Consider the following 25,905-nt stretch of genomic DNA (forward strand, 5'->3'; position numbering starts at 1 on the left):
CGGCTCAGACCAGTTCGCGCACCAGGGTGGTCAGCTCCACGCCGGGGACCGGCGCCCAGTCCCGCTCGGTGACCGGGACGAATCCGTTGCGGTCGTAGATGCGGCGCGCCTCGACCATGTCCGGCTGGGTGGACAGCACCACCGCGCGATCACCGCGGTCGTACGCGGTGTCGAGGACGTGCCGCACCAGCGCCGACCCGACCCCGCGCCCGCGTGCCGACGCCGCGACGGCCAGCATCCGGAACTCGAGTTCGCCCTTCTCGGCGATGTTCGCGAAGCGTGATGCCGGTTCGGCCAGCGTCACCGACCCGACGATCTCGCCGTCGGCCAGTGCGATCACCACCTCGGCGTGTTCGTCGCGGGTGGCGGTGTCGCGCAGACGCTCGGCGTACGGGTCGTCGGGCTCGACGAATCCGCCGCCGACGTACACGTCGACGGTGAGGGCGCCGACGGCGTCGTACTCGTCCGGGCTCACGCGTCTGATCTCGATCACTCGAGGACTATCGCAGTGCCCACCCCCTCCGCCCAAACGGTTCCCGCGCGATCCTCGTCACACCGGCACCGGCCGCCGGTCAGCTCTCGAGCTCGCCGAACTCCTCCTCGATCGCGTCCGTGCCACCCGAGACGCCGGCCGGGCCGAGCTCGAGCAGGCGGCGGAACCCCTCCTCGTCGAGGACAGGGACGCCCAGCTCGGCCGCCTTGTCGGCCTTCGTTCCCGGCGCGTCCCCGACGACGACGAACGCGGTCTTCTTCGACACCGAGCCGGCCGCCTTGCCACCGCGGAGCAGGATCGCCTCCTTGGCCTGATCCCGTGAGAACCCCTCGAGCGAGCCGGTGACGACGATCGACAGACCCTCGAGTGTGCGTTCGACGGATTCGTCGCGCTCGTCGAGCATGCGCACCCCGGCCGCGCGCCACTTCTCGACGATCGCGACGTGCCAGTCGACCGCGAACCATTCGCCCAGCGCCGCTGCGATGGTCGGTCCGACCCCCTCCACTGCGGCGAGCTCGTCGACGGACGCCTCCCGGATCCGGTCGAGGCTGCCGAACTCGGTGGCCAGTGCCCGCGCGGCGGTCGGGCCGACGTGCCGGATCGACAGCGCGACCAGCACCCGCCACAGCGGCTTGTCCTTGGCCGCGCGAAGATTCGCGAGCAGGCGGGCGCCGTTGGCGGACAGTGCCCCTGCCTTCGTGCGGAAGAGCGAGGTGCGCAGCAGGTCGTCGGCGGTCAGGTCGAACAGGTCGCCCTCGTCGGCGATGACCCCGGCCTCGAGCAGCGCGGTGGCCGCCTCGTACCCGAGCGCCTCGATGTCGAACGCGCCGCGGCCCGCGACGTGGAAGACCCGCTCGCGCAGCTGCGCCGGGCAGTACCGCTGGTTGGGGCAGCGCAGGTCCACGTCGCCCTCCTTGGCGGGGGCGAGCGGTGTCCCGCACTCGGGGCATTCGGCGGGCATGACGAACTCGCGTTCGGTGCCGTCACGCAGGTCCACGACCGGTCCGAGCACCTCGGGGATGACGTCACCGGCCTTGCGGAGCACCACGGTGTCGCCGATCAGCACCCCCTTGCGTGCGACCTCCGACGCGTTGTGCAACGTGGCGAGGGAGACGGTCGATCCGGCGACCGTGACCGGTTCCATGTAGGCGAACGGGGTGACCCGGCCGGTGCGGCCGACGCTGACGCGGATGTCGAGCAACTTCGTGGTCACCTCCTCCGGCGGGTACTTGTAGGCGATCGCCCACCGGGGCGCGCGCGAGGTGCTGCCGAGCCGCCGCTGCAGGGACACCTCGTCGATCTTGACCACGAGCCCGTCGATCTCGTGTTCGACGTCGTGGCGGTGTTCACCCCAGTACCGCATCCGGGTGAGGACCTCGTCGACGCCGACGACACGGGCGGTGTGCCCGGAGACGGGCAGCCCCCAGGCGGCGAGGGCGGCGTAGGACTGCGACAGCGACACCGGCTCGAATCCCTCGACGTGGCCGAGCCCGTGGCAGATCATCCCGAGGCGCCGTCGCGCGGTCACCGCAGGGTTCTTCTGCCGCAGCGATCCGGCCGCCGTGTTGCGCGGATTGGCGAACGGGGCCTTGCCCTCGGCGACGAGGGCGGCGTTGAGCGCGTGGAAGTCCTCGAGCCGGAAGTACACTTCGCCCCGCACCTCGAGCACGCGGGGAATCGGGAATTCCTCGGTCGCGGTGAGTCTTTCGGGGATGTCGTCGATCGTGAGAGCGTTGAGCGTGACCTCCTCGCCGGTGCGGCCGTCGCCGCGGGTGGCGGCCCGGCGCAGCCGGCCGTCCTCGTACACCAGGCTCAGCGCGACGCCGTCGATCTTCACCTCGCAGAGGTAGTGCAGGTCCGGGCCGGTCTCGGCTTCCACGCGGGAGACCCAGGCCCGCAACTCGTCCTCGGTGAAGACGTTGTCGAGGCTGAGCATCCGTTCGAGGTGGTCGACGGCGGTGAAGTCGGTGGCGAAGCCGCCCCCGACGAGCTGGGTGGGGGAATCGGGGACGCGCAGGTCCGGGTAGTCGTCCTCGAGCTGCTTCAGCGCGCCGAGCAACTGGTCGAAGGCACCGTCGGAGATGATCGGCGCATCGCGCACGTAGTAACGGAACTGGTGCTCGCGCACCTCCTCCGCGAGTTGCTGCCAGCGCTCACGCACGTCGGGCGGAGCTTGGGTGGGCGCGTCCGTCGATTCACTCACGCCGGAAAGACTAGTCGAGCGATACGACGTTCCCGGCCGCTGCGGACCCGAGCGAGTCGGGATCGTCCGTGAACGCGGCGGCGATGTCGCGGGCGAGGCGCAGTGCCCGGCGCGCCCACGCGGGATCGGCGCCGGCCAGGCCGCAACGCGGGGTGACCCCGACCGAACGCAAGGTGGCACGGGGAAAGCCCAGCCGATCGATCAGCGCGGTCGCGGGGCCGGCGAGCTCACGCCAGGTGGGGACGGCGGCGTCGGGCGCGGTGGAGGGGACCAGCCCGAGCAGGAGGGTCGTTCCGGCGTCGACCAGCTCACCGACTCCGTCGAGGTCGGCGGCGGTGAGCTGCGCGACGTCGAGCGCGACGGCGTCGACACCGCTGCGACGCAGCATCCCCGTCGGCACGCCCGGGGCGCAGCAGTGCACCGCGACGGGCCGGCCGATCGCCGCCAGTGCGGTCTCGAGGAGGTGCTGCGCCTCCGGCTCGGGGAGCGCGGGCACCGACTCGAGGGACGTGCGCCCGGTCAGGGTCCCGGCCAGGACGGCGGGCAGCGCGGGCTCGTCCAGCTGGACCACCACGTCGGCGCCGAGGCGACGGGTCAGTTCCGCGGCGTGCCGCGCCAGCCCCTCGCCGAGGGACTCGGCGAGGTCACGCACGGCACCGGCGTCGGTGAGCACGCGCCGGCCGCCGGCCAGCTCGGTGTGCGCGGCGAGGGTGAAGGGTCCGGCCGCCTGCACCTTCAGAGTCCGACCCGGTCCGAGTCCCGCTGTCTCCCAAGCTTCTTCGAGTGCATCAAGGTCTCGGCGCAGCAGATCGCCGGCGCGGGCCGCGACCACGCCGCGACGACCGCCGAGCCGATATCCGGTGGTGGACGTGTCGAGATGCAGGTCGACCAGCAGCGCGCCGGTACGGCCGACGAGATCGGCCCCGAGGCCCCGGGCCGGCAGCTCGACCAGGTGCGGCAGCGCCTCGAGCTCGCCGAGCACGGTCGCCGCCGACTCCCGGGCGTCGACGCCGGGCCACGAGCCGATGCCGGTAGCGACACCGGACCAGGATTCCGCGCTCACCGGGTCGTCGCCGTACCGGTGCCGGCGATGGTGCCGCTGCCGAGGACGACGTCGCCGGCCACGTCCGGCCGGTACAGCACCACGGCCTGTCCGGTGGCCACGCCGGTGAGGGGTTCGCGCAGGGTCACCTCGAGACCGGTGCCGACGGTCTCGGCGACGGCCGCCGCGACACCGCCGTGGGCGCGCACCTGCACGACGCACTCGAGCGGTCCGGCCGGCGCGGTGCCACTGGACCACACCGCGCGCTCGGCGCGGATCGTCCACACCTTCAGATCCTCCGCGGAGCCCACCTTCACGGTGCCGGTGTCCGGCTCGATCGCGGTGACGTAGCGGGGGCGGCCGTCCGCGCCCGGGCCGGCGATGCCCAGCCCCTTGCGCTGCCCGACCGTGAAACCGTGCACCCCTTCGTGTTCGGCGAGCACTGCGCCGGACCGTGCGTCGACGACCCGGCCGGGACGGACCCCGATGCGAGCGCCGAGGAAGGCGCGGGTGTCACCGGAGGGGATGAAGCAGATGTCGTGGCTGTCGGGCTTGTCCGCCACCGCGAGACCCCGCTCGGCCGCTTCGGCGCGGATCCGTTCCTTGGGGGTGTCCCCGACTGGGAACATCGCACGCGCGAGCTGATCCGCCGTCAGCACGCCGAGCACGTACGACTGGTCCTTGCCGGCGTCGACCGCGCGTCGCAGGACGCCGTCCTCGAGCCGGGCATAGTGGCCGGTGGCGACCGCGTCGAAGCCGAGTGCCACGGCCCGGTCGGCGAGGGCCGCGAACTTGATCTTCTCGTTGCAGCGCAGGCACGGATTCGGGGTGTGGCCGGCGGCGTAGGACTCGACGAAGTCGTCGATGACCTCTTCCTTGAACCGGTCGGCGAAATCCCAGACGTAGAACGGGATTCCGAGCACGTCGGCGGCCCGGCGGGCATCGCCCGCATCCTCCTTCGAGCAGCAGCCCCGCGACCCGGTCCGCAGAGTCCCCGGCGCCGTGGACAGCGCCAGGTGCACGCCGACGACGTCGTGGCCGGCATCGACCGCGCGGGCCGCGGCCACCGCCGAGTCCACGCCACCGCTCATTGCCGCGAGCACCCTCATCGATGTCACCTCTCTCGACTACCGGCGCCGGCCAGTCCGGCGGCCCGCGCCCGTCCCACCACCTGCGGCAGCGCCGCCACGACGGCCTCCACGTCGGCGCGAGTCGACGTGTGGCCCAACGAGAATCGCAACGACCCACGGGCCGTGCGGGGGTCCGCACCCATCGCGACGAGCACGTGGCTGGGCCTGGCCACGCCGGCGGTGCAGGCCGAACCGGTCGAGCACTCGATCCCGGCCGCATCCAGCAGCATGAGCAGCGAATCGCCCTCGCAGCCGGGGAAGGTGAAGTGTGCGTTGCCGGGCAGGCGGTCCGCACCGCGCGGGCCGTTGAGGATCGCGTCCGGTACCACGCCCGTCACGCCGGCGATCAGCTCGTCACGCAGCGCCGTGAGGACGGCGGCGCGTTCGCCGAGTTGGGCCGTCGCCTCGCGCAGCGCCGCGGCCATGCCGGCGATCCCGGCCGTGTCGTGCGTTCCCGACCGGACGTCGCGCTCGTGCCCTCCGCCGTGCGTCAGCGGCACGCACGGCACCTGGCGGCCCAGCAGCAGGGCACCGACCCCCTGGGGACCACCGAACTTGTGCGCGGCGATCGTCATGGCGGCGAGCCCGCTCGCGGCGAAGTCCACCGGCAGATGACCCACCGCCTGCACGGCGTCGCTGTGCATCGGCACCCCGTACTCGGCGGCGACGGCGGCGAGTTCGGCGACGGGCATCACGGTGCCCACCTCGTTGTTGGCCCACATCACCGACACGAGGGCCGTCTCGTCGGAGTGCTCGGCCAGGGCCCGGCGCAGCGCATCCGGCTCGACCCGCCCGTCGGCCTCGACGGGCAGCCAGGTGACCTCGGCATCCTCGTGGGCGACGAGCCATTCGACGGCATCGAGCACCGCGTGATGCTCGACGGCGCTCGCGATCACCCGGCGACGGCGCGGATCGGCGTCGCGGCGCGCCCAGTAGATGCCCTTGACCGCGAGGTTGTCGCCCTCCGTGCCCCCCGAGGTGAAGACGACCTCCGAGGGACGGGCGCCGAGGTCCGCGGCGACGGACTCCCGGGCCTCCTCGACGCGGCGGCGCGCCGCGCGTCCCGACCCGTGCAGGGAGGACGCGTTGCCGACCGTCGCGAAGACCTCCGTCATCGCCGACACGGCCGCGGGCAGCATCGGCGTGGTCGCGGCGTGATCGAGGTAGACGGTCTTCGAGGTGCCGGAGGCTCCGGCGGGGTTCGAGGTCATGACCGGACCAGGATAGCGGGTCGGGCTCCGCGCCCGCCGCCCTCACCGTCCGGCCCGGAGTTCCTCCCGGCCGGCGGTGTCGTGGACGGCGCGGCCGAGCCTGGCGAGTTCGGCTCCGTCGTCGTTCCGCCGCACGGACCGTTCGCACCGCGCGGCGAGGTCGCGGCGATCGGAGCCGGGCCGCTCGAGCGGGGCGAGCACCACTTCCACCACGACGCCCCGGTGCCGCAGCAGCCGCCGCAACGAGGCGCCGATCGTCTCGTCGCCGACGAACGCCGGGCCGGTGGCGATCGTCCCGGCGGCGTCGGCGTACCGGAGCCCGACCGGTTGCACCGGGCGCTGGGCGTCGATCGCGGCCTGGAACAGCGCCGGACGGAATCCGCCGTACGCCCTGCCGCACCACGTGGTGCCCTCCGGGAACGCCGCGACCGTCTCCCCCGCCGCGAGTCGGTCGCGGATTCGTGCGACCACGACGGGTAGCTCGCGCAGGCGTTCGCGCGCGATGGGAATGACCCGCATCCGCCGGGCCAGCGCGCCGAGCAGTCCCCACTCCAGCAGGTCGCTGCGGGCGACGAACCCCGCGGGCGCGACGGCGGTGAGGACGAGCACGTCGGTCCAGGACACGTGCGGGGCGACGACGAGCACGCCCCCGCCCTCCTCGTCCCGGCCCCGCAGGTCGGTCACCGTCAGCCGCAGCCCGGCACACCGCAGCAGCACGTGGGCGAACGCCCGCTGGGCGGCGAGGCGCCCGGAGCGGGGCAGGAGCCGGCCGGCCGTCAGGAACGGGGCGGTCGTCAGCACCGCCACGACGAGCATCCACCGGCCCGCGGCCGTGACGAAATTCACGCGTCCCGCATCGGCCAGGAGGCAGCCCGCGCCGCAGGGACTGGCCGGCATCCAGGCGTGGGCGCGCGTGTTCACGGCCGCCCTCCGGCGGCGTTCACGCCCGTGCTCCCGCGGCCGCCTCGGCGTTCTCGGCGGCGGTCCGCAGCCGGTCGAGGTAGCGCGCGTCGGCACCGGCGAGGCTCTGCAGCGCCACGAAGTCGGCCACGCCGAAGTCGGGGTCGTGGGCGGGCTCGCCACAGATGCGGGCACCGAGCCGCAGATATCCGCGCAGCAGCGGCGGCAGCACCGGCCGGGCGGGCGGGGGGATGTCCTCGAGGGCGCGGCCGTCGACGACGACGGGTTTCCGGGGGAGCACCCGCCGGTCCGCTTCGACCGCGTGCCGGGCCAGCAGCACGTCGCGCACCGCCCGTACGTTGGCGCCGGGCACGTCGGCGGGGTGGGTGCGTATCGGCACCGACACGCACCCCATCACCCAGTTGTGCCCGGTGAGTTGCAGGTAGCGCAGGATCCCGGCCCACATCAGCGACAGGACCGAGCCGGAACGGTGGGCGGGGTCGACGCAGGCGCGTCCCATCTCCACCGCCCGCAGACCGTCGGGATCGAGGGCGGTGAGATCGAATTCGGTGGCGGTGTAGTAGCCCCCGGCGGCGCGGGCGGCGTCCGGCGGCAGCATCCGGTAGCAGCCCACCACCGCGCCGGTGTGGTTCTCGCGCACCAGCAGGTGGTCGCAGTACTCGTCGAAACGGTCGGCGTCGATGCCCGGCGCCATGCCTGCGGGAAGACGGAACCCGGGTTCTGCGGCGAAGACCCGGTAACGCAGCCGCTGGGCGGCCTCGCGGTGTTCCCGGTCGGCGGACACGAGAAGGGAATAGCGCGGCCCCGACAGCATCGCCTCCGGCCGCGGGTCCCGGGCCGGCGCCAGCAAAGTGGTCATGGCGCAATGTGTATCGAGCCGGTACGTCGCGGCAGGGGCGGCACGGTGTCGCCTCCGTGCACGTCCGGTGAACATGCCCCGGCACGCACGCGGCCCCGCACCCGGACGGGTGCGGGGCCGTGGCAGGACCTCGGGAATCAGCCCTTGTGCTTCTTGATCTCCTCGGTCAGCTGCGGAGCGACGTTGAACAGATCGCCCACGACGCCGTAGTCCGCGATCTCGAAGATCGGGGCCTCTTCGTCCTTGTTGACCGCGACGATCGTCTTCGACGTCTGCATGCCGGCCCGGTGCTGGATGGCGCCGGAGATGCCCAGCGCCACGTACAGCTGCGGCGAGACGGTCTTGCCGGTCTGACCGACCTGGAACTGGCCCGGGTAGTAGCCGGAGTCGACGGCGGCGCGGGAGGCACCGACGGCCGCACCGAGCGAGTCGGCAAGCTCCTCGACGACGGTGAACTTGTCGGCGCTGCCGACGCCGCGGCCGCCGGAGACGACGATCGACGCCTCGGTCAGCTCCGGACGGTCGCCACCCACGATCGGGTTGCGCGCGGTGACCTTGACCGCGTTCTCCTCCTGCGCCGGAACCTCGACGTCCACCCGCTCGGCGGCACCGGCCTGCGGCTGGGCCTCGACGGCACCGGGGCGCACGGAGACGACCGGCACCTCACCGTTGGCCTTGGCGTCGACGGTGTACGCGCCACCGAAGATCGAGTGCACGGCCGAACCGTCGGACTTGACGTCGATGACGTCGCAGAGCAGGCCGGAACCGATGCGTGCGGCGAGGCGGCCCGACACCTCCTTGCCCTCGACGCTGGCGGCGGTGATCACCGCGGCGGGGCTGGCGGACTCCACGAGCGAGGCCAGCACGTCGACCTTCGGGGTCACCAGGTAGCCGTCGATGTCGTCGGACTCGGCGGCGTAGACCTTGGCGGCGCCGGCGGCAGCGAGCGCGTCCTGCAGCTTGTCGGCGGTGCCGGCCGGGCCGGTCACGACCGCGGCGGGCTCACCCAGTGCACGGGCGGCGGTGATCAGCTCGGTGCTGACCTTCTTCAGCGCACCCTCGGCGTGCTCGACGAGCACGAGTACTTCTGCCATTGCTCTTTCTCTCCCTTGGTATGTCTGCTGTGTCGCGTGGGTGCGATCAGATGATCTTCTGGCCGACGAGGTACGCGGCGATCTTGCTGCCGCCGTCACCCTCGTCCGCGACGCGCTCACCAGCGGTACGCGGGGGCTTCGGGCTGACACCGGTGACGGTGCTGCCGGCGTTGGACACGCCGAAGATCTCGGGATCGAGCCCGATGTCGGCGAGAGTGAGGGCCTGAACTTCCTTCTTCTTCGCAGCCATGATGCCCTTGAAGGACGGGAAGCGGGGCTCGTTGATCTTCTCGGTGACCGAGACGATGGCCGGGAGCGTGGCCTCGAGGGTGAAGACACCCTCGTCGGTCTCGCGCTCGCCGCTGACCTTGCCGTCGGCGACGTTGAGCTTGCGCATGTGGGTCAGCTGCGGCAGGCCGAGGTACTCGGCGATGATCGCCGGCACGGCACCCATCCGGCCGTCGGTGGCCTCGTTGCCGGCGATGACCAGGTCGACGCCCTCGATCTGGCCGAGAGCCGCCGCGAGCGCGTACGCGGTCTGGATCGAGTCCGAGCCGTGGATGGCCGGGTCGTTGAGGTGGATTGCCTTGTCGGCACCCATGGACAGCGCCTTGCGGATCGCGTCGGTGGCGCGGTCCGGACCGGCGGTGAGCACGGTGACCTCCCCGCCGTCGCGCTCCTTGATGAGCAGGGCTTCCTCGACGGCGCGCTCGTTGATCTCGTCGAGCACCGCGTCGGCGGCCTCGCGATCGAGCGTGAAGTCGCCGTCGCTGAGCTTGCGCTCGGACCACGTGTCGGGGACCTGCTTGATCAAAACGACGATGTTCGTCATGGGTCTACGTCGACCTCCTGTGTATGACTTCCTTGGATCGGCGAGGCGCAACGCCTTGACCGAGCTCTCGTGCTTCGCACGGGGGTGTGCGATAGATTACCTTACGCTAAGTTACCCGCTGGTAACTTGGATGGGAACCTCGTTCACCATAACCACACGAAGGGAGCCGCACGGCTGTGATCTGGACCACCGACGACGAGGTCGACAAAGGTGGGGCTAATGTCTGGGCGGTGAGCGAATCCACCGTCCCCGCCGGCGACGCCCCTCGACTGCCCCTCACCGGTGAACGCACCGTTCCCGGCATCGCGGAGGAGAACTACTGGTTCCGCCGCCACGAGGTGGTCTACCGCGACCTGCTCCCCCGGTGTGCGGGCCGCACCGTGCTCGAGGCGGGCGCCGGCGAGGGCTACGGCGCCGACATGATCGCGGATGTCGCGACCGCCGTCGTCGGGCTCGACTACGACGAGAGTGCCGTCGCGCACGTGCGTGCCCGGTACCCGCGCGTGGACATGCGGCACGCCAACCTCGTCGAGCTGCCGCTCGCCGACGCGTCCGTGGACGTCGTGGTCAACTTCCAGGTCATCGAGCACCTGTGGGACCAGTCCGGGTTCCTGCGCGAATGCCACCGGGTGCTCCGGGACGGCGGCGAACTGCTCATCAGCACCCCCAACCGCATCACGTTCTCCCCCGGCCGCGACACCCCGCTCAACCCGTTCCACACCCGGGAACTGAACGCCGCCGAACTCAACGAACTCCTCGAGGGAGCCGGCTTCCGCGTCGCGCTCACCACCGGGGTGCACCACGGGCCCGTGCTGCGCGCCCTCGACGCCAAGCACGGCGGCTCCTTCATCGACGCCCAGATCGAGCGCGCTCTCGCCGGCGAGCCCTGGCCCGCGGACCTGACCGCGGACGTCGCCGCGGTGACAGTCGACGACTTCCTTCTCGCGCCCGAGAACATCGACGCCAGTCTCGATCTCGTCGCGATCGCGGTGAAGGATCCGGCGCGGTGACCACTCCCGCCCCCCGGCGGGAACCGGGACTGTTCGCGCTCGTGCTGCACTCGCACCTGCCGTGGCTCGCCCACCACGGTCGCTGGCCGGTCGGCGAGGAATGGCTCTATCAGTCTTGGGCCGCAACGTATCTCCCGGTGACCGATGTTCTGCGCCGGCTCGCCGCCGAGGGCCGCACACACCTGGTCACCCTCGGGGTGACACCCGTGCTGGCCGCGCAGCTCGACGATCCGCACTGCCTGACCGGCATGCACCACTGGCTGGGCAACTGGCAGTTGCGGGCCCACGAGGCCGCGGGCATGCGGGAGCCGTCCTACCGCGCGCTCGGGGCCCGTGAGCACCGGCAGGCGACCGCCGCCCTCGAACAGTTCGAAACCCGTTGGCGCCACGGCGGATCGCCGGTGTTCCGCGAACTCCTCGACGCCGACGCGGTCGAGTTGCTCGGCGGGCCTCTGGCCCACCCGTTCCAGCCGCTGCTCGACCCTCGGCTGCGGGCATTCTCCCTCGCCGAGGGCCTGGCCGACGCGCACGCACGCTGGGCGCACACGCCGCCGGGAATCTGGGCTCCCGAGTGCGCCTTCACCCCCGGCATGGAGACCGGATACGCCGCCGCCGGGGTCGGGCACTTCATGGTGGACGGTCCCGCGCTGCGCGGTGACACGTCTCTCGGGCGGACCGTGTGGGACTCCGACGTCGTCGCCTTCGGCCGGGACCTGCAGGTGTCCTACCGGGTGTGGTCGCCGAAGTCCGGTTATCCGGGCCATGCCGCCTACCGCGACTTCCACACCTACTGCCACGACACCGGGCTCAAGCCCGCCCGGGTCACCGGGCGGACCGTCGCCCCCCAGGACAAGGCACCCTACGACCCCGACCTGGCGTCCGCGGCCGTCGACCGGCACGTGGCCGACTTCGTCGACACGATCCGCCGGCGACTGCGCCGCGAGTCCGAGCGCATCGGGCGCGACGCCCTGGTGGTTGCCGCGTTCGACACCGAACTGTTCGGCCACTGGTGGCACGAGGGCCCCCTGTTCCTGGAACGACTGCTGCGGGCACTGCCGGCGGCGGGCATCGAGGTGGGCACCCTGGCCGACGCACGCGACCGCGGGTACGTGGGCGCCCCCGTCGAACTGCCCGACAGCTCGTGGGGATCCGGGAAGGACTGGCGGGTGTGGGCCGGCGAGCAGGTACGCGATCTCGTCCAGCTCGACGAGGAGGTCGTGCGCACCACCCTCGACACCCTCGACAAGGCCCGCGCCGGGTCCCGGGGCCTCGCGCTGCGCAACCGGGTCCACGACCAGATGCTGCGCGAGGCGCTGCTGACGGTGTCGAGCGACTGGGCGTTCATGGTCAGCAAGGACACCGCCGCCGGCTACGCGCGGGACCGGGCCCACAAGCATGCCCACGCGTTGCGGGAGATCGCCGCGGCGGTCGCCGCCGGCCGCGACGAGACGGCGGCGCGGCTGGCCGCCGGCTGGAACCGAGCGGACAATCTGTTTCCCGGGCTCGATGCCCGCCGCCTACCCGATCGGATGGGAGCCCCGTCGTGAAGGTACTGATCGTCTCCTGGGAGTACCCGCCGGTCGTCGTGGGCGGCCTGGGCCGGCACGTGCACCACCTCGCCACCGAACTCGCCGCCGCCGGGCACGAGGTGGTCGTGCTCTCGCGCCGGCCGTCCGGCACGGATGCCGGTACCCATCCCACGATCGGCCACATCGCCGAGGGGGTGCTCGTCGTGGCCGTCGCCGAGGATCCGCCGCACTTCGAGTTCGGCGAGGACATGCTGCCCTGGACGCTTGCGATGGGCCATGCCATGGTGCGGGCGGGCCTGAATCTGACCAAGGGCGGAATCGGCGACGGCTGGTACCCGGATGTGGTGCACGCGCACGACTGGCTCGTCGCACACCCGGCCGTGGCGCTCGCCGAGTACTTCGACGTGCCGCTCGTGTCCACCCTGCACGCGAGCGAAGCGGGCCGGCACAGCGGCTGGCTGTCGAGCCGCATGAACCGGCAGGTGCACTCGATCGAATGGTGGCTCGCCAACGAGTCCGATCGGCTCATCACGTGTTCGGCCTCGATGAACGAGGAGGTCGTCGCGCTCTACGGACCGGAGCTGCCGCCGGCGACGGTGATCCGCAACGGAATCGACGTCACCGCCTGGTCCTACCGGGAGCGGGCGCCGCGCTCCGGGCCGCCGCAACTGCTGTTCGTCGGCCGGCTCGAGTACGAGAAGGGGGTGCAGGATGCGATCGCCGCCCTGCCCCGGATCCGGCGCACGCACCCCGGAACCACGCTCGTCGTCGCCGGGGAGGGCACCCAGTTCGAGTGGCTGCGCGAGCAGGCGCGTGTGCACCGCGTCGCGCGGTCGGTGACGTTCGTCGGCAACCTCGACCGCACCGAGTTGCTCGGCCGGCTGCACCGCGCCGACGCGATCGTGCTGCCGAGTCGCTACGAGCCGTTCGGGATCATCGCGCTCGAGGCCGCGGCCGCCGGGACACCGCTCGTCGCATCGACCGCGGGCGGCCTCGGGGAGGCGGTGGTCGACGGCGAGACCGGACTCGCGTTCGCCCCCGGTGACGTCGCCGGGCTGGCATCGGCGGTCCGGCGGACCCTCGACGATCCCGCGGCCGCCCAGATGCGGGCGCGGGCGGCGCGCGAGCGTCTCACGGAGGACTTCGACTGGCGGTTGGTGGCCGCCGAGACCGCCCAGGTGTACGCGGAAGCGAAACGACGTGTGCGCCAACCGCTTTCACGGCCGACGATTCCCCAGCGCCCCCTCCCCGACCGGTAGCGCCGGCCCGTCTCACCGGGCCGGCAGCAGCGGGGGTTCGCGGTGCGCCCAGGGGCGGGCCTGTTCGAGCTGACCCGCGAGCGAGAGCAGCAGTCCCTCCGAGCCCAAGGGCCCGAGAAACTGCACGCCCAGCGGCAATCCCGCCGCGGTCCAGTGCAGTGGCACCGAAATCGCCGGGCGCCCGGTGATGTTCGCGAGCTGGGTGTACGGCGTCCGGGCCAGGTTCTCGTCGACGATGCGGTCCATCAACCCCGCCCACCGCGCCGCACGGCCGAGCCGTGCCGTCACGATCAGGCGCGCGGCGCGCTGCAGCGCGGGCGGTGTGGCCAGTTCCCCCACGCGCGCCGGCGGATACGCCAGGGTCGGAGTGAGCAGCAGGTCGTACCGCTCGTGGAACGCGCCGAGCTGCTGCGTGTACTCGTTCCACCGGCGCAGCGACGCAAGATAGTCCGACGGCCGGACGGAGTCGCCGAGCGCGGCGAGGAACCGCGTGTCCGGCTCGAACGCCTCGGGCGCACACCCGGTGCTCCGGCGCGCCTGCCGGACGTCGGCGGCGAGCCAGGCGAACCACATCGTCAGCCAGTCGGTGGACAGCCGTCGCTCGTCGATTCCCGTCGCGGCGGGCTCGACGACGTGGCCCAGCTCGCCGAGCAGCGTCGCGGCGTCTTCGACCGCCGCGACGGCCTCCGGATCGACCCCCGTGCCGATCGGGGACTCCGTCGCGAATCCGATGCGCAGCGCCCGCGGGGGGACGCTCGCCGCGGAGGCATACGACTCCGGCGATACCGCCGGGAGATAGGGTCCGTTCGGGTCGGCGCCGGCCAGCACGTCAAGCATGACCGCCGCGTCGCGCACCGTCCGGGTGACGACTCCGTTGCTGACCGCCCCGTGCCGGTCCTCGTCCACCGCGGGACCGCTCGGCACCAGGCCCCGGCCCGGCTTCAGGCCGACCAGACCGCAACAGGCAGCAGGGATGCGGATCGAGCCGCCACCGTCGTTCGCGCCGGCCGCCGGGACCACGCCGGCGGCGACTGCCGCCGCCGATCCGCCGGAGGACCCACCCGGGGTGTGCGCGGGATTCCACGGATTACGGGTCGGGCCGTTCGCCACGGGCTCGGTGACCCCCTTCGTCCCGAACTCCGGGGTGTTCGTCTTACCGAACACGACGAGTCCCGCACTCAGCCAACGATCGACCACCACCGCGTTGCGCGCGGCGGGCAGGGTCGCCAGGGACCGGCTCCCACTGCCGGTCGGTAACCCGGCGATGTCCTGGAGCAGATCCTTGACCAGGAACGGAACACCCGCGAACGGGCCCTCGAGCGGCTCGTCGGCCCGGCGGCGCGCCTGCTCGTCGAGCCGGCGTACGACGGTGTTCAGCGTCGGTTCCACTGCCTCGAGGCGGGCGAGGGCCGCGTCGAGCAGTTCGCGTGGCGTGACCTCACGACCGGCGACGAGCTCGGCGAGCCCCACGGCGTCGTAGTGGCGGTAGTCGGCGTAGTCCATCGCAGGACCCCTGATCAGGATCCGGGTTCCGCTGCCGGTTCGCGGCCGGCCTTCTTGCGCGCGATGTCCTCGAGCGCGGCGACGTAGGCGGCGCGGTCGGCGGCCCCGGACTCCCAGTCCGTGCGACGGTTCCTGACCACCTTGGCCGGCGCTCCGACCGCGATGCTGTAGTCCGGGATGTCGCCCTTGACCACCGCGTGCGCACCGAGGACGCAGCCGCGTCCGGTGCGGGTGCCGCGCAGTACCGTGACCTTCGTCGCGATCCAGGTGTCGGGTCCGATCCGCACCGGGCCCTTGACGATCCCCTGGTCCTTGATCGGATAGGTGATGTCCTCGGTGCGATGGTCGAAGTCGCAGATGTAACACCAGTCGGCGACGAGCGTCGAGGCGCCGATCTCGATGTCGAGGTAGGTGTTGACGACGTTGTCCTTGCCGAAGACCACCTTGTCTCCGATGCGGAGCGACCCCTCGTGGCAGCGGATGGCGTTGCCGTCGCCGATGTGCACCCACCGCCCGATCTCGAGCCTGGACAGCTCCGGGGTGGAGTGGATCTCGACGTTCTTGCCGAGGAACACCATGCCCCGCAGGACGACGTGCGGGTTCGCGAGCCTGAACTTGGCCAGACGGTAGTACCGCACCAGGTACCACGGCGTGTACGCCTTGTGCGCCAGCACCCATCGCAGCGAGGCGACGGTGAGGAATCGGGCCTGGTCCGGGTCCCGCCGCCGGGAACCGCGCCACCTCGTGCGCAACGGTGCGCCCCACATGCTCGTCATGGTTGCCAGCGTACGGTCCGCCTCGTGCGCGGAGTGCGCCACCCGGCCCGATAGTGTGGCACATCGGGTCATTCGAGCCACGGCGAGGAGATGAGTGATGCGGGCTGCCCTGCGGACGGTGATGCTGACGACCTCGGCGGCATTGGTGCTGACCGGATGCGGCAGCAGCAGCGGCCCGGTCGACGTCTTCGCCGCCGGGGCGTGGCCGGGGCGGTACGCCGACGCCCGCAACAGCAGCACCGCGCAGGCCGACGGGCTGCGCGACGTCGCGCCCGCGTGGTCGCGCCCGCTCGGCGGCGCCGTCACCTCCCCTGCGAGCGTCGCCGCCAACGGGCAGATCTTCGTCACGGGCGCGACCACCGTGGGCTGCAACCTCGTCTCGTTCCAGATCGACACCGGCCGCAAGCGGTGGTGCACCCGCCTTGCGCCGGGGGTCGCCGGGGTGACTCCCGCCGTCGACGGTATGGCCAACATCTACGTCGGCGAAGAGGGCGCGATGGTGTCGTTCAACGAGCACGGCCAGCGGCGCTGGCGCATTCCGGTGAGCGGCACGCCGGGAACCGCACAGTTCACCGGTGACGGAAACCTGTTGTTCGTCACACATTTCGGGCAGGTCAACGTTCTCGACCCACAGACCGGCAAGCACGCGGCGCCGATCTTCGACCTCGTGCCCACGCCCGCGGCGACGGACGGGACGAACGTGCCTCGATTGCCGAACGACCACGGTCTGGTCGCCTGCTTCGGCGGATCGGAGGACTGCCCGGTGGCCACCACCCCGGCGGTCGATCTCGGTACCGGCCGGATTCTGGTGACCCTGTGGCGGCCCGGCGCCGATCGGGCCGCCGTCGTGTCGATGCGCTACACCGGCGGCGACGATGCGCGCGTGGTCGAGGAATGGTCGCAGACGGAACTGCCGGGCGGCGCGGCCACCAGTCCCGTGCTGTCCGCGGACGGCGCAACGGTGTACGTGCACGACGGCGAGGGGGCCCTGTGGGCACTCGACGCCGGGACCGGGGCACCCCGGTGGAGTCACGGCCTCGGGTACGTGGCCTCCGCCGGCCCCGCGGTGTCCGCCGAGGGACTGCTGGTCCTCGCGCCGGGGGGCCGGACCGGGGACCTGGTCGCGCTGCGCGACACCGGCGAGGCCGCCGAAATCGTGTGGCGCCGCGACGACGTGCGCCAGTTGGGGGTGCCGGCCCTGACCGCCGACGGCCTCGGGTACACGGTGGCCCGCGCCGACGACGGGTTGGCCGCGCTCGTGTTCGACGCCGCGAGCGGGGAGACGCTCGACGCGGAAACCCTGCCCGGCGCGGCCGGCTTCTCGGTCGGCACCGCGGTCGGGCCGTCCGGTGAGTTCGTCACGACGACCCTGCCGGGCGAGGTGTACGTGCTCCGCTGACCCGAATCGCCGCGCACGGCGATTCGGGTCAGCCGGCGATCTGGATGAGATTGCCGCAGGTGTCGTCGAATACGGCGGTGGTGACACCGCCCATCTCGAGGGGCTCCTGGGTGAACCGCACCCCGAGGCCGCGCAGCCGCTCGTACTCGGCGTGCACGTCGTCGACCGCGAACGAGGTGAACGGGATGCCGTCGGCGACGAGGGCCTCCTTGAAGGGGCGGACGGCGGGATGCCCGTCGGGTTCGAGCACCACCTCCGGCCCGTCCGGTTGCTGCGGCGAGACGACGGTGAGCCACCGCGCCTCGCCCAGGGGGACCTCGGTCTTCTTCACGAAGCCCAGGACTTCGGTGTAGAAGGCGAGCGCCTTGTCCTGGTCGTCGACCAACACACTGGTGAGGGTGACCTTCACTGCGACTCCTTTCGCTGCGCGACCGTCCATCGGTCGGCGAGGCCGTGCAGTGGTGCAACGTCCACGTGGTGGAACTTCGATCGCCCCTCGCGGCGGGTCCGGACCAGACCGGCCTCCTCGAGGATTGCCAGGTGCTGCGAGATCGCCTGCCGGGACGAACCCAGGCCGTGCCGCGAGATCAGCCGGGTGCACAGCTCGAACAGCGTCTGGCCGTCCCGCTCGACGAGCTCGTCGAGGATGGCCCGGCGGGTCGGATCCGCCAGCGCTTTGAAGACGTCGACCACACCACCCATGATACGCAAGTTTTTGCTTGCATATCAATGGTCGCACGGGATCGGGCCCGGCACGCTCAGCGACTGGGCTCGCAGACGAATGCCGTCGGGGTACGGCCGATCCGCGTCAGCACGACGCTCAGCGACCGCGAACCGCGGAGCTTGAGCCGCGGCCGGAGCACCGCCGGATCGACGTCGACCCCCCGCACGAGGATCTCCGCCGCCCCGCAGTCCATCGACGAAAGAGTTTGCCGCAGAGACTTTTCCGAGTACTTCAACCGGTCGAGGATGCGAAATCCACGCAGTCCCGCGGGGAGTGCGTCGCCGGTGAGATACGCGATGCGCGGATCGAGTTGCCACAGACCGTGTGCCGCCGCGTAGTGCCGCACCAGTCCCGCACGCACGATCGCCCCGTCCGGATCGACGATCCACTCTCCCGGTTCCCTCTCGGGCAGCTCGTCCGGCTGCGCGTCGGTGATCTCGAACCCGGCACCGTCCGAACGCAACACGCTCGCCCGTCGCCGCACACCCGGCGCCGCGAGACCCGGGGAGTACAGGCACGCCTCACGGACACCCCCGTCGAGCGAGACCACCTCGACCTCCCCCGGCCAGTCCAGCGCATCGAAATCCAGCCCCGGGGCACACTTGACGGCCAGGTCGCGCCCGGCATAGGCGTCGAGCAGGTCGGGCAGTGGCGGCATCAGTGCTGCCGGATCGTGGGTGCGCCGGCCCTCGGAACGACGGGCCGGATCGGCGATCACGGTGGTACCACGGGTGACCGGCCGCAGCGCGTCGGCACGGACCAGCGCCACTCCGGGAACGTTGTGCTCGGCCATCGCGAGACGAACCGGGTCGAGGTCGCTGCCGACCACCATCTCGGCGACCCCGGTCAGGGCCGCGAGTTCCGCCCCGATCGAGCACGTCACGTCGTGGACCCGCCGACCGGAGAGCCGGCGTGCCCGGTGCGCGGCGACGGGCGCCGGCGTCGCCTGTTGCAGAGCGTCGTCGGTCGACAGCCAACCGCCCGCGGCGGGCAGCTTCGCGACCGCCTTGCGGCGCACCAGCACCGTCTCGATCAGCGGAGCGGCCCGGTCGCCGAAACGCGTACGCGCCCAGCCGATGTCGACCAGGCGCGTGCGCGTGGACAGCTCCCGGGCGGCCACCTCCGCGAGATCGGCCGCCCCCTGCGCCGAACGCAGGTACGCGACGTCGGCGAGGGTGAACGCGTAACCCACCCTACGGCTTCACGCCGGTGATCATGACGTTGTAGAAGAAGCTGCGCGGGACGACGTGCCGGAGGACCTTCTCGTCCACCCAGCTGAGCGTCCGCCACCCACCGAACGCGAAGCGCGCCCAGCCCCAGCCCAGCTTCTCCGCGGGCACCGCGGCCTCGAAGGTGCGGACCGGCCAGCCCAGCAGCGCGGCCGCGAACTCCTCGCTGCTGGCCTTCACCTGCACCGCGCCGGCCGAGGCCGCCATCCGTTCCAGGTCCGACGGGTCGAAGGTGTGCAGATCGACGACCGCCTCGAGCGCCGCGGCGCGCGAGGATTCGTCGAGTTCGGCCTGCGGCCGCCGCCAGTCCCGCAGGAACGGCAGCTTGGTGACGGTGGTGGTGGCCTCCCACGTGAGCCGGCCGAGCCAGCGCGCGTAGAAGTTTCCGACCGTGCTGGGCTCACCGGCGAACACGAACCGGCCACCCGGCTTCAGCACCCGCAGCACTTCGCGCAACGACTGCTCGACGTCCGGGATGTGGTGCAGCACCGCGTGCCCGACGACGAGGTCGAAGGTGTCGTCGTCGTACGGGATCGTCTCGGCGTCGGCCACCCGGCCGTCCACCTCGAGACCGAGATGTTCGGCGTTGCGCAGCGCCACCTTGACCATGCCGGGCGACAGGTCGGTGACCGAGCCGGTCCGCGCGACTCCGGCCTGCATGAGGTTCAGCAGGAAGAAACCGGTGCCGCAACCGAGTTCGAGGGCCCGCCCGTACGGGAGGGGCTGCTCGCCCGCGGCCGCATCGAAACGGCCCCTCGCGTAGTCGATGCAGCGCTCGTCGTAGGAGATCGACCACTTCTCGTCGTAGGTCTCGGCCTCCCAGTCGTGGTAGAGCACCTGCGCGAGCTTGGTGTCCTGAAGGGCGGCCGCAACCTCCTCGGCAGTGGCGTGCGGGTTCGGCGCGGGGTCGACCCCGTCGGTCCTGCTTGCAGTCATGAAGGGCATCCTACCCATCGGTAAGCTGTGAACAAGTTCCAGTTCCGGGGTGCCTACTCCCCCACGAACTCCGCCTTTCCCGGACCGTTGGCCACGAACGACTCCATGCCGATCGTGCGGTCCTTCGTGGCGAACAGGCCCGCGAAGACGTGCTGCTCGATCTTCAGGCCCGTGTCCAGGTCGGTATCGAGACCCTGATCGATCGCTGCCTTCGCCGCCGCCAGCGCGCGGGTGGCGCCCCGGGGGAACTGCGATGCCCACGTGCGCGCCGCGGCATATACCTCGTCCGGGGCGACGACCTCGTCGACCAGCCCCATCTGCAGAGCCTCGTCTGCCGCGACGAAACGGCCCGTGAACACGAGATCCTTGGCCTTCGACGGGCCGATCAGGCGAGCCAGGCGCTGGGTTCCGCCGCCGCCCGGGATGATGCCGAGCAGGATCTCCGGCACTCCGACCTTCGCGTTGTCGCCGGCGATCCGCCGATCCGCACCCAGCGCGAGCTCGAGACCGCCGCCCAGCGCATAGCCGGTGATCGCAGCGACCGTGGGCTTCGGGATGTCCGCCACCGACCCGAGCGCCGACTGCAGGTCCGCGATGATCTCGCTCATCTGCACGTAGCTCAGCTCCGCCATCTCCTTGATGTCCGCGCCGGCAGCGAACACCTTCTCCCCGCCGTAGACGATCACGGCCTTGACGTCGGAGTTCACGGTCGCCTCGCGAGCAGCGGCCCGGATCTCCTCCTGAACCTGCCGGTTGAGTGCGTTCATCGGCGGCCGGTCGAGCCGGATGGTGCCGATACCGTCGGAGACCTCGAGCGTCACGAATTCAGCCATGAGGCACAGGCTAGTTGGCACCCCGGGCGGCCCACGGATGCGGCCCCGCCTCGTAGTAGCCGTCCTGCTCGGGGAACTCCACCCGAAGCTCCTCGTCTCCCGTGATCAGGGTCGGCAGAATCGGCGTGATCTGCGGCTCCGCAGCGAGGATCTCCGCGACCGAACCGAACCGCGACAATGCCGTCAACTGGCTCCAGGTCGGGGGCAGCAGCACACTTCCACCCTCCTGCCAGTGCGCGATCGCCTCCTGTGGAGTCTGCCACCGCACCGCGTCGGCCTCGCTCGTGTCACCGTCGGCAATCTGCCCCTCCGGGGCCGCCGCCACGAAGAACCTGGTGTCGTAACGACGGCCCTCCCCGACCGGCGTGATCCAGTTCGACCACGGCCGCAGCAGGTCCGCCCGCAGCACCAGACCCTCGCGCTCGAGGAACTCACCGAAGGTGAACTCCCGGGCCTCGAGCTGCCTGCGTGCCGGAGCGAACGCGGTCGTGTCCGCCACCACGGTGTCCGGCGTCGGCCCGGCGAGAAGGACACCGCACTCCTCGAACGTCTCGCGCACCGCCGCGAGAACGAGCGCCTGCGCCAGGTTCTCGGATGTGCCGAACCGCTCCGACCACCACTGCACGGGCGGGCCGGCCCACGCCACCGCTGCAGCGCTGTCCGACGGATCGACGCCGCCTCCGGGGAACACCGTCATCCCGCCCGCGAACGCCATGCCGCGCACGCGCTGCAGCAGGAACACCTCGACGCCACGGTCGCCGTCCCGGACGAGGATCACCGTCGAGGCATCCTTGAGCGGCACCGCCGCCGCGAGTTCTCCCGAACGTTCGATAGCCATACGCACAAGTTACGGCATGACGTGACCCACGACTCATCCACCTGCCGGCGCCACCCCACGACGCGCGGCCGTGCTTTCGGCCGCGGCTCCGCCCCGCTACGCGCGGCTGTGCCGCCTGGCCACGGCTCCGCCCCGCTACGCGCGGCGGTGCCGCCTGGCCACGGCTCCGCTCCGCTACGCGCGGCGGTGCCGCCTGGCCACGGCTCCGCTCCGCTACGCGCGGCGGTGCCGCCTGGCCACGGCTCCGCTCCGCTACGCGCGGCGGTGCCGCCCGGGCTGGTACCTGCGGCGGGCGAAGAACCGGCCGTCCACCTTGTCCAGGGCGATCGCCTGACTGAACGCCTCGCTGAGGTTCTCGCCCGTGATCACGTCGTCGAGAAGGCCCTGCGCGACCACCTGCCCCTCCTTGAGGAGCATCGCGTGGGTGAAGCCCGGCGGGATCTCCTCCACGTGATGGGTGATCAGCACAATGGCCGGAGCGTCCGGATCGGCCGCCAGTACTCCGAGCCGAGCCACGAGTTCCTCACGCCCCCCGAGATCCAGGCCGGCCGCAGGCTCGTCGAGCAACAGCAGTTCCGGGTCTGTCATCAACGCGCGGGCAATGAGGACACGCTTGCGCTCCCCCTCGGAGAGGGTGCCGTAGGTGCGGTCGGCCAGATGCTCGGCGCCGAGGCTCTCGAGCATCTCCACGGCACGCGCACTGTCCACCTCGTCGTACCGCTCGCGCCAGCGCCCGAGCACGCCGTACCCCGCGGAGATCACCAGGTCCACGACCTTCTCGTCGGACGGGACACGGTTCGCCAGCGCCGACGACGACATCCCGATCCGCGGTCGCAGCTCGGACAGGTCGGTCTTCCCGAACGTCTCCGCCAGCACGTGCGCCGTCCCCGATGTGGGGAACGTCTCAGCCGCAGCGATCCTCAGCAGCGACGTCTTGCCCGCTCCGTTCGGCCCGAGGATCACCCAACGTTCGTCGAGTTCCACCTTCCAGGACACGGGACCGACGAGGACGTTGCCGCCCCGCCGTACGAGCACGTCGTCGAATTCGATGAGCAGATCGGGATCAGGTTTGGCCACGCCGACCATCTTTGCGTACGCGCGAGCCCGGTTCACGGCAGGATCACTTCCGTGTCGTACCCCTCGCCCCCTCCGCACCCTTCACCGGTACCCGGCGAGCCGCCGGCGGGTCCTGCCGTCGCCCGGTCCGGCGCCGGTCCTTTTCCTCTGGGCGCCTTCCCCGGCGACGACGGGACCCGGTTCGCGGTGCACGCACCCCACGGCAGCCGCGTCCAGCTCTGCCTGATCGACGACACGGGTCGCGAGGACCGCATCGACCTGCCGGACAAGACGTACGGCGTCTGGCACGGTGAGGTGCCGGGAGTCCGCCCGGGCCAGCGCTACGGATACCGCGTGCACGGCGCGTGGCAGCCCCGGACCGGGCTCCGCGCCAACCCGCACAAGCTGCTGCTCGACCCGTGGGGTCGGCAGCTGACCGGCGACATCGGCGACATGAGCCGCCTCCTCGGCTACGAACGCACCCCGTTCGGTGAGGCGTCGACCGTGGACTCGCTGGGCCACACACCGCTGTCGGTGGTGACCGACACCCCCGCCGGGTCCCGGCACCACCGGCCGGGCACGCCGTGGGAGCAGACGGTGATCTACGAACTGCACGTCGGCTCCTACACCGCCCGCCATCCCGACGTCCCCGAACAGTGGCGTGGCACCTATCTGGGGCTGACGGCGCCCGCCGTCCTCGACCACCTGGTCGGCCTCGGTGTCACCGCCGTCGAACTGCTGCCCGTGCACGCCTTCCTCACCGAGCCACCAGTACGGGTCCGCGGCATGCGCAACCACTGGGGTTACTCCACCGCGTCGTACTTCGCACCGCACCCCGGCTACGCGACCACTCCCGGCAACGAGATCGCGGAGTTCCGGACGATGGTCGACACGCTGCACGAGGCGGGACTGGAAGTGATCCTCGACGTGGTCTACAACCACACCTGCGAATGGTCGGTGGACGGCCCGCACGTGTCCTGGCGGGGCTTCGACGCACCCGGCTACTACCTCCTCGATGCCACCGGCCACGACATCGATCTGACGGGCTGCGGCAACACCGTCGACGGCAGTTCCCCGGTGGCGGTGCGGATGATCTGCGACAGCCTGCGGTACTGGGCGACGGAAATGGGCGTGGACGGCTTCCGGTTCGACCTCGCCAGTGCACTGGCCCGCCCTCGGGGCGGCGACTTCGACGCGCGCGCGGCAGTGTTCACCGCGATCACCACCGACCCTGTCCTCACCCGGCTCAAGCTGATCGCCGAACCCTGGGACGCGACCCTGCCCGGCTACCAGCTCGGCAACATCGGTCCCCAGTGGTCGGAGTGGAACGACCGCTACCGCGACTCGGTACGGCGCTTCTGGGCACGCGGGGCGGGAATTCGGGAGGTCGCCTCCCGGCTCGCGGGCTCGGAGGACCTCTACGGCCGGCACACCCGCCGACCGTGGATGTCGATCAACTTCGTCACGGCGCACGACGGCTTCACGATGTCCGACCTCGTCAGCTATCGCCGCAAGCACAACGAGGCCAACGGCGAGCAGGGCCGTGACGGGAGTGACAACAACGAATCCGTCGACCACGGCGTCGAAGGACCCACGGACGACCCCCTCGTCGTGGCTGCTCGCGCCCGGCACGTGCGTGCGCTCCTCGCGACTCTGCTGCTGTCGACCGGTACCCCGATGCTGCTCGCCGGGGACGAGTTCGGGCACTCCCAGGGTGGCAACAACAATGCCTACTGTGTGCCTGCCGACGTCCCGGTCCGCGACGCCTGGCCCCTCGACTGGGAGCACGCGGACCGGGACCTGGTGGAGTTCGTGCGGCAGGCGCTGCGTCTGCGCAAGGTGGTCCCGGTGCTGCGGCAGGGCCGCTTCTTCGACGGTCGGGCCCGTCAGGTCGGTTACCCCGATCTGGTGTGGTTCGGCGCGGACGGGCGAGAACTGCAGGACGCGGACTGGCTCGACGAAGACCGGCGGACGCTGCAGGCGTGGGTGGACGGCTCGCAGCTGGGCACGGTCACCCGCGCGGGCGTTCCGCTGGCGGACAGCAGCGGTCTGCTCGTGCTCCACGCGGGCGGACCCGCCGCCGTCACACTCGGCCGGGCCGAGTGGTATCGCGGCGATATGGTGTGTGTCTTCGACTCGAGCTCCGTCGACGGCGAACCGGCGGACCTCACACCGCTGCCCGCCGGCACGACGCTGCCCCTGACGGGGCCGACCCTGCTCGTGTTCCGGATCACGAAGTGATCAGCCCGGGACGGCGATCACCGTCACCGACCCCGGAGCCACTTCGGTGAATCCGGCGTCGCGCACCGCCACGGCCGTGCCGTCCGCGACCCGCTTCGTCAGGTGCCGCCACCGGACGGGGTCGGCATCACGCACGGCACACACGAAACCGGATTCGGCCCAGGCGCCGGCATGCTCGGCGTCGAGGGCGCCGGCGAACAGCATCGCGGCGTGGCCGACCTGCGCCGCGGCCTTCCCGACCGTCATGTCGAGCGCGGCATCGATCCACAGCACCGGAACGCCGGCGGGCGGATCGTCCGGAGTGTCGTGTGGCAGGTCCGTGCCCCCGATCTGCAACCGCGAGATGCGCGGATCCAGGTGTCCCACGGGTCCGGGGACCAGCGCCCGGGCCTGCGCACCGCGGTGTTCGACGGTGATTCCGTCGACCTCCTGCGCGGCGCGCCACTGAGCGCCGCGGGCGCGGCGGCTGACCTTGCGGATTCGCGCGTCGGTCCACGCGAGATAGGGCTCGCGCCACGGTCCCGGTTCGCCTTCCGGTCCGGTCCCGACGCGCGGATCCAGGCACAACGCGACCGTCGCCATCGCAGCGGCCTCGAGGAGTGCGCTGCGGGCAGGCGGGTCCTGCTTGGGGATGTGCAGCACGATCGGCATCGCGAGCACCGCCCCCGGGTCGTCCGGGTCGGGTCGATGCCCGTAGCCCCGGGCGAGGACACCGTGGCGAGCCACGAAATCGGCACCGTGGCGAGCCACGACATCGGCACCGGGGCGAGCCACGACATCGGCACCG

24 protein-coding genes are annotated in these 25,905 nt (G+C 71.7%); 5 read left to right on the forward strand and 19 right to left on the reverse strand.

Annotated elements, in window-relative coordinates; translation table 11 throughout:
- Positions 1–4: 4 nt before the first annotated feature.
- The 9 genes from F1734_RS17040 to F1734_RS17080 form a co-directional block, all read right to left on the reverse strand.
- Entirely contained in the window at positions 5–493 is a 489-nt protein-coding gene (locus tag F1734_RS17040; protein WP_010596586.1) for a GNAT family N-acetyltransferase, read from the reverse strand.
- A gap of 79 nt (positions 494–572) precedes the next feature.
- On the reverse strand, positions 573–2,696 hold the full coding sequence (gene ligA / locus F1734_RS17045; RefSeq protein ID WP_026137779.1) for an NAD-dependent DNA ligase LigA: 2,124 nt from the start codon (positions 2,694–2,696) through the stop codon (positions 573–575).
- A gap of 10 nt (positions 2,697–2,706) precedes the next feature.
- Entirely contained in the window at positions 2,707–3,759 is a 1,053-nt protein-coding gene (locus tag F1734_RS17050; protein ID WP_048770789.1) for a methionine synthase, read from the reverse strand.
- Positions 3,756–4,847, reverse strand: coding sequence for a tRNA 2-thiouridine(34) synthase MnmA (gene mnmA / locus F1734_RS17055; protein WP_119699864.1), 1,092 nt, complete (start codon positions 4,845–4,847; stop codon positions 3,756–3,758). The genes F1734_RS17050 and mnmA overlap by 4 nt, the downstream gene beginning before the upstream one ends.
- Positions 4,848–4,852: 5 nt before the next feature.
- Positions 4,853–6,079, reverse strand: coding sequence for a cysteine desulfurase family protein (locus tag F1734_RS17060; RefSeq protein ID WP_010596591.1), 1,227 nt, complete (start codon positions 6,077–6,079; stop codon positions 4,853–4,855).
- Between the two features lie 42 nt (positions 6,080–6,121).
- Positions 6,122–7,000: a lysophospholipid acyltransferase family protein gene (locus F1734_RS17065; protein ID WP_203010806.1), complete on the reverse strand. Its 879-nt coding sequence runs from the start codon at positions 6,998–7,000 to the stop codon at positions 6,122–6,124.
- A gap of 19 nt (positions 7,001–7,019) precedes the next feature.
- Positions 7,020–7,859, reverse strand: a complete 840-nt coding sequence (locus F1734_RS17070) for a GNAT family N-acetyltransferase (RefSeq protein WP_010596593.1) — start codon at positions 7,857–7,859, stop codon at positions 7,020–7,022.
- A 137-nt stretch (positions 7,860–7,996) separates the two neighbouring features.
- The gene (locus F1734_RS17075) at positions 7,997–8,953 is read right to left on the reverse strand and encodes an electron transfer flavoprotein subunit alpha/FixB family protein (protein ID WP_010596594.1); all 957 of its coding nucleotides are present in this window, start codon (positions 8,951–8,953) and stop codon (positions 7,997–7,999) included.
- A 46-nt stretch (positions 8,954–8,999) separates the two neighbouring features.
- Positions 9,000–9,785 (reverse strand): electron transfer flavoprotein subunit beta/FixA family protein, encoded by a 786-nt coding sequence (locus F1734_RS17080; protein ID WP_010596595.1) that lies wholly within the window; start codon positions 9,783–9,785, stop codon positions 9,000–9,002.
- Positions 9,786–10,015: 230 nt separating this feature from the next.
- Between F1734_RS17080 and F1734_RS17085 the strand changes: the two genes are divergently transcribed.
- The 3 genes from F1734_RS17085 to F1734_RS17095 are packed head-to-tail and all read left to right on the forward strand — an operon-like array spanning position 10,016 to position 13,583.
- Entirely contained in the window at positions 10,016–10,795 is a 780-nt protein-coding gene (locus tag F1734_RS17085) for a class I SAM-dependent methyltransferase (RefSeq protein WP_228287200.1), read from the forward strand.
- Positions 10,792–12,342: a 1,4-alpha-glucan branching protein domain-containing protein gene (locus F1734_RS17090; protein WP_203010807.1), complete on the forward strand. Its 1,551-nt coding sequence runs from the start codon at positions 10,792–10,794 to the stop codon at positions 12,340–12,342. The genes F1734_RS17085 and F1734_RS17090 overlap by 4 nt, the downstream gene beginning before the upstream one ends.
- Positions 12,339–13,583 carry a glycosyltransferase family 4 protein gene (locus F1734_RS17095; protein WP_010596598.1) on the forward strand — a complete coding sequence of 415 codons (1,245 nt, stop codon included), beginning with the start codon at positions 12,339–12,341 and terminating at the stop codon, positions 13,581–13,583. The genes F1734_RS17090 and F1734_RS17095 overlap by 4 nt, the downstream gene beginning before the upstream one ends.
- Before the next feature lie 12 nt (positions 13,584–13,595).
- Here the strand turns inward: F1734_RS17095 and F1734_RS17100 are convergent, their stop codons facing one another.
- Positions 13,596–15,086 (reverse strand): amidase, encoded by a 1,491-nt coding sequence (locus F1734_RS17100; RefSeq protein WP_203010808.1) that lies wholly within the window; start codon positions 15,084–15,086, stop codon positions 13,596–13,598.
- Positions 15,087–15,100: 14 nt separating this feature from the next.
- The gene (locus F1734_RS17105; RefSeq protein WP_010596600.1) at positions 15,101–15,862 is read right to left on the reverse strand and encodes an acyltransferase; all 762 of its coding nucleotides are present in this window, start codon (positions 15,860–15,862) and stop codon (positions 15,101–15,103) included.
- A 97-nt stretch (positions 15,863–15,959) separates the two neighbouring features.
- On the opposite strand from F1734_RS17105, the gene F1734_RS17110 reads away from it, so the two are divergent.
- Positions 15,960–17,261: an outer membrane protein assembly factor BamB family protein gene (locus F1734_RS17110; RefSeq protein ID WP_010596601.1), complete on the forward strand. Its 1,302-nt coding sequence runs from the start codon at positions 15,960–15,962 to the stop codon at positions 17,259–17,261.
- Between the two features lie 28 nt (positions 17,262–17,289).
- Here F1734_RS17110 and F1734_RS17115 read toward each other — a convergent pair whose 3' ends face one another.
- The 7 genes from F1734_RS17115 to F1734_RS17145 form a co-directional block, all read right to left on the reverse strand.
- On the reverse strand, positions 17,290–17,670 hold the full coding sequence (locus tag F1734_RS17115; RefSeq protein WP_010596602.1) for a VOC family protein: 381 nt from the start codon (positions 17,668–17,670) through the stop codon (positions 17,290–17,292).
- Positions 17,667–17,963, reverse strand: a complete 297-nt coding sequence (locus F1734_RS17120; RefSeq protein ID WP_017680832.1) for an ArsR/SmtB family transcription factor — start codon at positions 17,961–17,963, stop codon at positions 17,667–17,669. Before F1734_RS17120 ends, F1734_RS17115 begins: the two co-directional genes overlap by 4 nt.
- Positions 17,964–18,019: 56 nt before the next feature.
- Positions 18,020–19,177 carry a THUMP-like domain-containing protein gene (locus F1734_RS17125; protein WP_203010809.1) on the reverse strand — a complete coding sequence of 386 codons (1,158 nt, stop codon included), beginning with the start codon at positions 19,175–19,177 and terminating at the stop codon, positions 18,020–18,022.
- A gap of 1 nt (position 19,178) precedes the next feature.
- The gene (locus F1734_RS17130) at positions 19,179–20,150 is read right to left on the reverse strand and encodes a class I SAM-dependent methyltransferase (RefSeq protein ID WP_119700317.1); all 972 of its coding nucleotides are present in this window, start codon (positions 20,148–20,150) and stop codon (positions 19,179–19,181) included.
- Between the two features lie 53 nt (positions 20,151–20,203).
- Positions 20,204–20,983, reverse strand: a complete 780-nt coding sequence (locus F1734_RS17135; protein WP_119699869.1) for an enoyl-CoA hydratase/isomerase family protein — start codon at positions 20,981–20,983, stop codon at positions 20,204–20,206.
- Positions 20,984–20,993: 10 nt separating this feature from the next.
- Positions 20,994–21,821 (reverse strand): NUDIX hydrolase, encoded by an 828-nt coding sequence (locus F1734_RS17140; RefSeq protein WP_010596607.1) that lies wholly within the window; start codon positions 21,819–21,821, stop codon positions 20,994–20,996.
- Between the two features lie 252 nt (positions 21,822–22,073).
- Complete coding sequence (locus F1734_RS17145) at positions 22,074–22,907, reverse strand: ABC transporter ATP-binding protein (RefSeq protein WP_026137783.1); 834 nt, start codon at positions 22,905–22,907, stop codon at positions 22,074–22,076.
- 42 nt (positions 22,908–22,949) lie between these two features.
- Between F1734_RS17145 and glgX the strand changes: the two genes are divergently transcribed.
- On the forward strand, positions 22,950–25,118 hold the full coding sequence (glgX, locus tag F1734_RS17150) for a glycogen debranching protein GlgX (protein WP_372462581.1): 2,169 nt from the start codon (positions 22,950–22,952) through the stop codon (positions 25,116–25,118).
- On the opposite strand, the gene F1734_RS17155 is transcribed toward glgX, so the two are convergent.
- A complete protein-coding gene (locus F1734_RS17155) occupies positions 25,119–25,892 on the reverse strand; it encodes a peptidyl-tRNA hydrolase (protein ID WP_051009418.1) in 774 nt (257 codons plus the stop codon). It abuts the gene before it with no gap.
- Between the last annotated feature and the right edge of the window lie 13 nt (positions 25,893–25,905).

The organism is Rhodococcus ruber, assembly GCF_016804345.1.
In the GTDB taxonomy this organism is placed as follows: domain Bacteria; phylum Actinomycetota; class Actinomycetes; order Mycobacteriales; family Mycobacteriaceae; genus Rhodococcus; species Rhodococcus ruber.